Annotated in this window: 8 protein-coding genes and 4 pseudogenes; 3 read left to right on the top strand and 9 right to left on the bottom strand. The window is 65.5% G+C overall.

From position 1 onward, the window contains the following. The 9 genes and pseudogenes from ASD38_RS07535 to ASD38_RS07510 form a co-directional block, all read right to left on the bottom strand. Positions 1 to 195, bottom strand: a pseudogene (locus ASD38_RS07535) (IS6 family transposase); the annotation flags it as partial. A gap of 97 nt (positions 196 to 292) precedes the next feature. Continuing rightward, complete coding sequence (locus tag ASD38_RS07530) at positions 293 to 1,816, bottom strand: FG-GAP repeat domain-containing protein (RefSeq protein ID WP_156390620.1); 1,524 nt, start codon at positions 1,814 to 1,816, stop codon at positions 293 to 295. 349 nt (positions 1,817 to 2,165) lie between these two features. Further along, positions 2,166 to 2,483, bottom strand: a pseudogene (locus ASD38_RS24540) (DDE-type integrase/transposase/recombinase); the annotation flags it as partial. Position 2,484: 1 nt separating this feature from the next. Continuing rightward, positions 2,485 to 2,960, bottom strand: a 476-nt coding sequence (locus tag ASD38_RS24535) for an IS6 family transposase (protein ID WP_235523791.1), incomplete at its 3' end; no start/stop codon positions are given. Continuing rightward, positions 2,933 to 3,109: pseudogene (locus ASD38_RS07520) on the bottom strand (IS6 family transposase); the annotation flags it as partial. The pseudogene ASD38_RS07520 and the gene ASD38_RS24535, both read right to left, overlap by 28 nt. Positions 3,110 to 3,500: 391 nt before the next feature. Continuing rightward, a complete protein-coding gene (locus tag ASD38_RS23795; protein WP_156390619.1) occupies positions 3,501 to 3,992 on the bottom strand; it encodes a hypothetical protein in 492 nt (163 codons plus the stop codon). A 69-nt stretch (positions 3,993 to 4,061) separates the two neighbouring features. Continuing rightward, positions 4,062 to 4,145: pseudogene (locus ASD38_RS25090) on the bottom strand (hypothetical protein); the annotation flags it as partial. A gap of 242 nt (positions 4,146 to 4,387) precedes the next feature. Beyond that, entirely contained in the window at positions 4,388 to 5,419 is a 1,032-nt protein-coding gene (gene xerC, locus ASD38_RS07515) for a site-specific tyrosine recombinase XerC (protein WP_056459007.1), read from the bottom strand. Then, entirely contained in the window at positions 5,419 to 8,478 is a 3,060-nt protein-coding gene (locus tag ASD38_RS07510; protein ID WP_082560702.1) for a CHC2 zinc finger domain-containing protein, read from the bottom strand. Before ASD38_RS07510 ends, xerC begins: the two co-directional genes overlap by 1 nt. 115 nt (positions 8,479 to 8,593) lie before the next feature. Between ASD38_RS07510 and ASD38_RS07505 the strand changes: the two genes are divergently transcribed. The 3 genes from ASD38_RS07505 (at position 8,594) to ASD38_RS07500 (ending at position 9,687) form a co-directional block, all read left to right on the top strand. Then, positions 8,594 to 8,986, top strand: a complete 393-nt coding sequence (locus ASD38_RS07505; RefSeq protein WP_056459005.1) for a helix-turn-helix domain-containing protein — start codon at positions 8,594 to 8,596, stop codon at positions 8,984 to 8,986. Between the two features lie 140 nt (positions 8,987 to 9,126). Continuing rightward, positions 9,127 to 9,258: a hypothetical protein gene (locus ASD38_RS24880; RefSeq protein ID WP_268760934.1), complete on the top strand. Its 132-nt coding sequence runs from the start codon at positions 9,127 to 9,129 to the stop codon at positions 9,256 to 9,258. Positions 9,259 to 9,495: 237 nt separating this feature from the next. Next, positions 9,496 to 9,687, top strand: coding sequence for a hypothetical protein (locus ASD38_RS07500; RefSeq protein WP_056459001.1), 192 nt, complete (start codon positions 9,496 to 9,498; stop codon positions 9,685 to 9,687). Positions 9,688 to 9,782: the final 95 nt, after the last annotated feature.

The raw sequence follows: 9,782 nt of genomic DNA, 5'->3' as shown, positions 1-9,782 counted from the left end.
CTTCAGATTTCTGGTGATCTGCGGGCCGAACTTGATCGTCCAGCAGCGGATCGTCTCATAGCTCACTTCGATCCCGCGTTGGGCCAGCAGGTCCTCGACGTCGCGCAAACTCAGGGTGAAGCGGAAATAGAGCCACACCGCGTAATGGGTGAGGTCTGGCGGGAACCGGTGGCGCTTGAAGGACAGAGCGCGCATCGTGCGCCTCTGCCGTTCCGAGCGAACCGTGTCCAGCCCTGGAGTCCCAGGGGCGCGCGGTTAAGCTGACAACACCGTCTGGTTGTCGGAGCGGCGCCTACCGCGGTGGCTCGATCGGATAGGGCGTCGGCAAGGCCTCGCCCTTTGGCCCAAAGCGTTGCGCCCCCAGCGGCGGCGTCCCTGCGGTTGGTGTCGCAAGGCCGGGTCCAGCCGGGCTAGGGGGCGTTCGTTGAGAGGGCGGAGAACTAGGGCGCGCGGGACTGGAGGGCGTCGGCAAGCTGGGGCTCTCGGAGGCAGGCAGCGGGATCGTCGCGGTCAATCCAGTAGCCTCTAAGGTCGACTGAAGAGAAGCCTCAACTGGCGATGCGGCGCTCGATTGCGCCGCCGCCATAGGGAAGGCGTTCTCGCCCGTCGATTTGCCGGCCATCGATCTGAGCGCCGCACCGCTGACAATCTGCTGCATGTAGGCGCCGTCAGGAGCGATCCCGATCAGGTCGGCCTTAAGGTCGCCATCGACGTCTCCGACGAGGCGCGGCTGGATCGACTGCGGCCCCCAACCCATCCCCGGAACAAATCGCGTGGGATAACTCTGCCAGGCCGCAAAGGCGCCGTTGGACTGCCCGGCCGAGACGTAGACGTAGTTGCTGCCAAAACCGACGACATCCGCCAAGCCATCACCCGTCACGTCTCGTACATAGCGCGGGTAGGTATCGAAATCTGTCCATCCCCCGGTTGCCTGGCCAAAGCCGGCGATGGCCTTAAAGGCTGCAGCGAACGTGCCGTTGCCCAATCCCAAGGCCACATAGACGCCATCGGACGCAAAGCCGACCAGGTCGCCGTAGGTGTCGCCATTCACGTCGGCCAGGGCGCGAGGCGTCAGGTTCTGGCTCGTCCAGCCCTGCGACGCGGTAAATTGGGTGCTGGCGAGGATCTGCGCATTAAAGCCGCCTGTCGCGTTGCCCAGGGCGACCCATACGGAATCGTTGGCGATTCCGATGATGTCGGCGCGTCCATCATGATTGAGGTCCGCCAGGAAACGGGGAACGGTTTCCTGACTTGCCCAGCCGCTGTTCACGCCAAAGCCGCTTGTGGCCTTGTAGGGGGTGGCGAATGCGCCGTTAGCTTGACCTAGGCCAACATAAACGCCGTCGCCTGCAAAACCGACAAGGTCGGCGTAGCTGTCAGCATTTACCTTCGCGGCCGTCCGAGGGTAGGTCGTGTTGTTTGCCCAACTGGCGGCGGGCGTCATGCTGGCCGTCGCGGTGACCGGATAGGAGAAGACACCGTTGGTTTGGCCGAATGCAACGTAAACGCTGCTTCCCCCAATGCCGATCAGATCGTCATCGCCGTCGCCATTCACATCGGCCATGAAGCGTGGATTGACGTTCTGGCCCGCCCAGTTGCCGGACGCGGCGCTGGACCCGAAGTAGGGGCTGGCCCAGATCGCGAACGGGCGTGTGACGACTACAACCCCGGTGCGATTTGCCGCAGCGTCATAGGTGTAAGATTCGATCTCATTCACCCTAGAGACCGAACTTAGCTGTCCCTGAGCATCGTACGTATAGTCGATTTTTGCCTGAGCTTGCACCGCGGTCGCTGCCGCGGCGGTCGCCAGCGCCATCAAGGACAAAAAGCATAACCGTATTGGCGGGGCCACTACAGGCACCTCAAGCCAAAGCTGCGGCGTGAAGACGCGGCAATCGTGCTCATTCTACGCATAGTCGCGTCGATCCTTCGTGAATGGCTCAAGCTTGACCATATCTATGCGCGGAACGCCCTGCCCGGTGCAATGGGTTGAGGAGACATTTCCCAATCGGCTTGACCGCCGAGCCGTTCGGTCGCTCGGCTAATTCCAGCGCCGCCTTTAGGAACCGGCTTAGTTCAACGCCGCCTGACCCAGCTCGGTCACCCCCGCCAGCAGCATTGTCAGGTTAACCCGCCTAGCCTCGATATGCCCAACCGTGTCCAGCTCAGGCGCTCACGGCTTGGCTCCAAGCACGCATGGCTTCGCCTCGAAACTGGCGCAGGGTCTGGCGGCGGATCAGATGGGGCTGAGCGTAGAATGTGTTGTAGACCGCCGCATGGGTGGTGAGGAACCGCTGGGCCGAGGCTTGGGACTTGAACCCCTGCATCTTTCGCTCGCGTCTTCGGATGGGCAGGTGCGAGTTTTCGGCGCGGTTGTTTTCCCGCAAGCGACCTGGGCGGTGAAGGTCGATCAGGTCCAGACCCTTCAGCGCCGCAACGTATGAACCGAGCCCGTCGGTCGTGATCGAGACCGGATCAACCGGNAAGCGACCTGGGCGGTGAAGGTCGATCAGGTCCAGACCCTTCAGCGCCGCAACGTATGAACCGAGCCCGTCGGTCGTGATCGAGACCGGATCAACCGGCTGGTTGCGCAGCAGGCGTCTGAGTAGTTTTAGGGCCGCGTTCGTATCGCGTCGGCGCTGCACGAGCAAATCGAGAACCTCGCCCTCGTCATCGACAGCGCGCCATAGGTACATGCGCCTTCCGCCGACGTTGCAGACCATTTCGTCCAGATGCCAGCGCGGCGACGGCGCGGGCCGGAGGCGCTTCAGATTTCTGGYGATCTGCGGGCCGAACTTGATCGTCCAGCAGCGGATCGTCTCATAGCTCACTTCGATCCCGCGTTGGGCCAGCAGGTCCTCGACGTCGCGCAAACTCAGGGTGAAGCGGAAATAGAGCCACACCGCGTAATGGGCTTCAGATTTCTGGTGATCTGCGGGCCGAACTTGATCGTCCAGCAGCGGATCGTCTCATAGCTCACTTCGATCCCGCGTTGGGCCAGCAGGTCCTCGACGTCGCGCAAACTCAGGGTGAAGCGGAAATAGAGCCACACCGCGTAATGGATGACGTCTGGCGGGAACCGGTGGCGCTTGAAGGACAGAGCACGCATCGTGCGCCTCTGCCGTTCCGAGCGAACCGTGTCCAGCCCTGGAGTCCCAGGGGCGCGCGGTTAAGCTGACAACACCAATCTCAGTTATCGGCGCGCTCTCCACACATCATAAGACGCACTCAAGAACCACAACAACATAGAGGCGCATATCGCTAAAATCGAAGCATCCATACTTAAAATATTGTGCTCACGAAGCCCTGAGAACATTCCCGGCATCAGCAAAAATATCGTCCTCGGAAGCGAAATCCAGCCGTATTTCTTGTAGAAACTATCCAAACCTTCCCCATTACCCCAAGGAAAAATTGCCCCCCCATAGGTCCGCATAAAAAACGGAAGGGCTCTATCAAGGAAGACCATAAATAGGAAAACAAATATAAATTCCATTGATCACCTAATTACAGGAAAGCATGGCCGAAACGACCTGACCATGAATTCCGGCCACCGCTTTATACTTCCAAGCCGCATCAATTGCCAGATTTGCGACTGATTTTTCGACCGCTCTACCTGCACCAAAGCCTATAACCTGCCCTGCGGCAGTCATGGCCGCATTGCCCTTACGGCCGATATTCCAATTAATAACAGCCGAGGCTCCACCTGCTGCAAGCGACACACCCTCAGCAGTCGCCGCGATGGCGCCAAAGGCCAGGCCGCCGAAAACCGTCTCCGAAGTCAAAGCTGCCGCCCCTAATGCGCCAAGCGCGACGACGGATGAATTTGTGCTGATATCGTCCAGAACATCAGCAGCCTTACCCCAGTCATCGGTCGCGGTTTTACATTCGAAATTTGGGCTTGGTGCCTGTTGGGGTTTGGGGGCTGAGAGCCTCGGCGGCGCTCGGTCCTCTCCCGCGCTGCGATACGTCGTCTTGCAATAGCCGCCAGACACGCCTTTCCCTTCGGCGGAATATTCTCCACAACTCGTCTCCGCGATCCACGCCGTCGTCCCCGTAGGATCTCTGAAATTCAGCGGATCATTGTGGACATAGGCGTACCAGTTGAGGCCATTGCGATAGCCGATGGGGTCGGTTTGKAGAGACAGATCCCTCCGACGTGGCCCTGCCGTAGATCGGGCGATTTTCCCTTATGCCACCTGGCTTTGCGGCGGCTCACACGGGTGAGTTATGCCCGGAGCGCCGTTTTGGCCCTTGAGGCGGTTTTGGCGGCGCGGATGACCCTGCACGGGCGCACGCGGATTCGATTTTCAAAGACCTTGGCCATGAGCTTTCGCACGCCCTGGCGGGCGCGGGAAGAGGCTGGCTGAGAGGGTGATGGGGCGGGCGGTCAGGCCTGGTCGTCGGACGCGGAGCTTGTGGCCAGCGCCGCGCGGACGGCGGCCAGTTGATCGGTCTGGAGGCGCGCCCCCGGATGGGTGGCGGCGTGGACGTCGGACAGCTTGCCGATCGCCACGCGGGTGTAGATCTGGGTCGTGTTCAGGCTCTCGTGGCCCAGCAGCTCCTGGATGAACCGGATGTCGGCCCCGCCCTCCAGCATCAAGGTCGCCGCCGTGTGGCGGAAGAGATGGCAGGACCCGCCCTTGCCCAGCTCGGCCGCACGCACATAGCCGCTGATCTTGTCGGAGAGCTTCTTGGGGGCGATGGCCTGGCCGCTGCTGGTCAGGAACAGGATGTCGGGATCACGCCCGACCACCAGGTGCGGCCGGGCCTTCTCCAGATAGACCTCCACCCAGGCCCTGGCGCGGGCGCCCAGGGGCACGATGCGATCTTTCCGGCCCTTGCCCTGCCGGACGGCCACCAAGGCCCTGCCGTGGTCGATGTCGTGCAGGGCCAGCCGGGTCAGCTCGGTGCGGCGGATGGCCGTGGCGTACAGCACCTCCAGCATCGCCCGGTCGCGCAGACCCATGGGGTCGGTCAGGTCCGGCAGGGCCAGAACCGCCTCGGTCTCGTCGGCCGTCAGCGTCGTGGCCGGCAGGCGCCGCTCCACCTTCGGCAGCTTCAAGGCGGCGGCCGGATCGGCGACGATGTGGTTTTCGGCCGCCAGCCAGGCGAAGAAGCCCTTGATCCGCGACAGCCGCCCGGCCTGCACCTGGAAGGTCAGCGGCCCGCCGTCGGCCCGGCGATACTGGTGCAGATGGCGGCGATAGCGCTCCAGGATCGGCTTGGTGACGTCGCGCGGCTCGGCGATCGACCGCTCATGGCACCACAGGATGAAGGTCGCCAGATCCCGGCCGCGCTGGGTGATGGTCTCGGCCGCATAGTTGCTGGTCGCCAGGTCGGCCAGGTAGCGCCGCCGGAACGCCGCCAGGCTGTCGCGGTCGTTCTCCCCGGGTAGCGGCGCGGATTTGACGCCGCGCATCAGGCCCGCCCGGCCACGGCCTGCGGGTACGTGTAGGACCCCGCGCCGTTCGCCGCCCCTGGATGCGCCTGCGCGGCCTCGTCGGCGTCATCCTGCACGGCGAGCCTGACCACGCTGGGTTTGGCGAGGATTTCACCAGGCCGACCAGGGGCCGACACCACCCCGACCGCGCCCCGACCGAGGGCCGCCCGCTGGCCTTCCAGCCCCGCCCGGTTGTCGTCGTACTCACGGTTTCGGGCCTGGCTCGGGGCCTTCAAGGCCTCGATGTCGATCAGGCCCATGACGAACGGCTCGCCGGCCTCGCCCTCGCGCGCCCAGGCCAGCTCGTAGACGAACCGGCCGGCGTCGCGGCGCAGCAGCAGATATTCCAGCTCCTCCAGCCGCCCCAGGTGGACCTTGGCCTGGGTGTCGCCCCAGCCGGTCGCCTCGCGGACCTCGCGCCGGGTGAACCGCACTTCCTGCGGCTTGATCCCGGCCGCCTGGGCCCGCGCCTCGACCATCTGACGCACCAAGCCCAGAAGCCGGCGGGTCTGCGGCGGCAGCTCGTCCAGCGTCACCCCCAGCACCGCGTGGGCCAGGTGGTTTGCGGCGGCGATGTCGTTGAGCGTCGCCTCGACGTAATCGACCACCTCGCGACCCGGGCGCACAAGCTGGCGGATCGGCCGTTGGTGCTGGTGCAGCAGGGCGATGGCCCGGATCAGCCCCAGATATTTGCGATGGTCGCGCCGGGTGCGGGTCTTGTCGTCCAGGAAGGTCAGTTGCTCGGCGTAGGGATTCACGACCTTCAGCGGCCGAAGAAGCCGCTGGGCGTCCTGGTGCAGGGCCACGATCGCGGCGCGGTCCTCGCCGGCCGCCAGCCCTTCAAGGGTCTCCTCGAACCGCTGGCGATCCTGGATGGCCCTCGTCTGCTCGCGGCTTTCGTCAATGGTCAGGACCAGGCAGCGGTTCTTCAGCTCTTCGTCCAGATCAATGGCCGTGGTGGTCATCATCAGGGCCACCGGCCCCTCCACCGTATAGGTCTGGGTGACCAGTTTGCCGCTGGCCGGGTCCTTGCCCGTCGAGGCGATCGTCAGGGTTCCCTGGCTCTGCAGAAGCTTCAAGGCGTAGGAGGCGTGGCGCGCGCCTTCCTCCTCGGCGATGGCCAGGGCCTTGTGCTTGAGGTCCCCCTGGCCAAGGTAGAACAGGCTCTGGCCGGTCATCGCCGAGTAGGCCACCGTCTCTTCCGGCGGGGCCAGGGCCCGCACCGCGTCCATCAAGGCGCTCTTGCCCGCCGCGCTGGTCGACTGGATCAGCACCGCCAGCGGCTTCTCCAGCTTGCGGCTGATCACCGCCAGATACGCCACCAGGGCGTTGCAGGCCTCGCCGACCACGCCGCTGGCCGCCACGTCGGCGGCGATCTGGTCCAGCAGGTTCGGCGACCTCAGCAGCGCCAGGGCGGCGGTTTCGCGCTCGGGCGTCAGCACTGGCGCGGCGGGACCGGAGGTTTCGGCCTTGGTCGCCAGGGCGCGCTCCTCCTGCATGGCCTCGAGCTTCAGCAGGATCTGGCCCAGGTCCCGCTTGACCGCCTCGGGCGCCATGTCGATCTCCGCCGCCGCCTCGGCCGCGAACGATCCCCGGCTGCGGGCGCTCAGCAAGTCCAGGCTATCGACGTGGAAGGCTTGGCCGCGCCGGACCAGCAAGTTGATCTTCAAGGCCTCCAGCGAGACGTTGCGCTCCAGCCCGCGCACCCGCCAAGCCCGGTCGCCCAAGGCGATCGTCACGTCCCGCTCGCCAACCAGAGCCTCGATCGCCGGCGACGGCCCCGGCGGGATCGGCCCGGCATGGCTCGGCTGATCCGCCACTTCCATCTTAGCGGCTAAGAGAAGATCGGGACCGGGCGCAGCCTCCACCGGCTCGCCCAGGATCACGCCGTCCTCGTCGATCACGACGTGTCGGGCCGTCCCACCGGCCATCCATTCGGCCGATCGCAGCAAGGCGCCCAGGCTGGCGCCGGCCGGGGTCACGGCCAAGGCGTAGGCGTTGGCGTCCATGCCTTTGGGGAAGTTGACCCGATAGGCCCCGATTCCGGCCGCCGCCAGCCGCTCGGCCACGGCCACGGCGCCCTTGTCGCCGGCCGCGTCGCGGTCGAAGGCGATCAGCACGCGCTTGACCCCGGCCTCGACCAGGGCGGCCAGGATCTCGTCAGTGAAGCCGCCGGCCCCGTAGGCGCTGGTCACGTGGCGATGGCCGGCGCACCAGAACGTCAGGGCGTCGATCAGGGCCTCGGCCAAGATCACCTCGTCAGCGCCCATGATGCCGGCGCGATTGAAGACCCCGCGATGCGGCCCCGGCAGGTACAGGTGCTCGGCCGTGCCCGCCCGAAGGTCGCCGCGGATCTTGCGGCCGTAGAGGTTGGCCACCGTGCCTCCGCCCGTGGCGGCGTCCACGGCGTGCGTCGGGACCACCAAGGATCCGCGCAGGTGTTCGTGGCCGCTTTCGCGCAGCACGCCCAGCGCCTGGAGCCGCCCCCGGACCTCCGCCCCGGCCTTCCGGTTGGCCTGCGGCAGGCGATAGCCCAGGGTCCGGTCGGCGTAGCCCAGGCCGAAGGTGTCGATCAGATCGGGATGGGTCAGGCCCCGGCGCTCCAGATAGGCCAAGGCCTCGGGCGTGGTCTTCAGCGCTGCGTGGTAGAAGCCGGCGACCTCGCCCAGCAGCGCCGCGTCCTCAGCCGGCGTCGCCAACGGCGCCAGCTTGGCGACCGTGGAGCGGGTCTTGGCCGGGGCCTCGCCGCTCGGCGCGTAGTCGCCCTTCAGCAGCTCGACGGCGTGGCGGAAGCTGACCGCCTCGCGGCGCATCACCCAGGCGATCGGATCGCCGCCCACGTCGCAGGCCCCAAAGCACCGCCACAGGTTCTTGTCCGGACTGATCACCAGCGACGGGGTTTTGTCGTCGTGGAACGGGCAGCGGCCGACATGGTCGGCGCCGCGCTTTTCCAGCTTCACCCCGGAGGCCGCGACGATCCCCACCAGGTCTGATTCCACCTTCAGCCGCTCGATCTCGCTGTCGGGGATACGGGCCATCGGCGGGGTTTCCCTAAAAACCTGTCAAGTGGGTTTTGAGTAAAATAACTCCCTTTCGTGATACTCCCATCGGGAGTAACGTCAAGCGTGTCTCTAAAAAACAGGGGGTATAGCGATGGCCGTAACCGAACGGGTTTTGGCCGCCATGAACACCAAGGACGAAGGCTTCTTCAAAGCCCTCGGCGCACGCATCGCCCAGATCCGCAAGGATCGGGGCCTGACCCAGCAGCAGGTCGCCGATCACCTCGGTGTCGCCCAGCAGACCCTCGCCCACTATGAGGTCGGCCGCGCGCGTATCGCCGCATCCCTGCTCCCGCCCCTGGCGGAGATCCTGGACGTGTCGATCGAGGAGATCCTGACTGGCCAGCCCGTGTACCGGGCCGCCGGGAAGCGCGGCCCGACCTCGCGGCTTCAGCAGCAGGTCGAGGCCATCAGCCAACTCCCCAAGGCCAAGCAACGGCTCTTGGTCGAGATGCTCGACGCCGTCCTGGCCCATCCGGCGACCTGACGCCTTCGCCGCCGCCCTCCGGGGCCTGGCGGTCACATCGCAGCGCCCGCCCCCAGGATCGGCTCTCAGCCGCTCCTTAAGCCGGCTGCTTGCCTATCTAAAAGACCTCCCACACCATCAAGCGATCCAGGAGACGGCCCATGATCGATCCGATCCTCAGCAACCTCGCCCAGGTCGCCGCCGGCGCCGCCATGGCCACGATCGCCGTCTTCGTCCTGCGCGCCATGCTGCTGGCCATCGACGCCCGCCTACAGGCTGACCGGCCGTCCTGATATTGGTTGCCGTCCGCCTCGCAGAGCCCGCCGAGCACCGCGAGCAAGGGACCGTATTGTTGGCCAACAATGCCTATCTTGCCTCCGAAGCTCAGGCCCACTTTGGACCAGGAATGGACCACGGCCCCGGATCGCGCCTTTGGTCCATCTGTCGTCCAAAGTCGTCCATGCGTGGTCCATCCCAGCCCCTCACGGCCCGGCCTGACGCCTGGCCACCCAGCTCCAGGATTTGCCCCCATGCACCAGATCCCCGACCGCACCGGCCCCGACCCTCGGCGCGTGGTCTCCCTCGCCACCATCAGCGACGAGGACGCCGCCGAGTTCCTGGAGGCCGTGGAGGCCTATTACGAGGAAGGCCGGCAACGCCACTTCCAGCGCGCCCGGCGCGCCAGGGCCCTGATCGCCGCCAGGACCACCACGGCCGGCTGAGCCGCGCCTACCTTGGTATGACACCTAACCGGCTGTTTTCGCTCGATAACCGGTATCCGGCAAAAAATGCCATACCAAGGTATGACACCGTTTTC

This window comes from Caulobacter sp. Root487D2Y, assembly GCF_001427165.1.
Lineage (GTDB): Bacteria > Pseudomonadota > Alphaproteobacteria > Caulobacterales > Caulobacteraceae > Caulobacter.
This window is presented reverse-complemented; position numbering and strand designations above follow the sequence as displayed.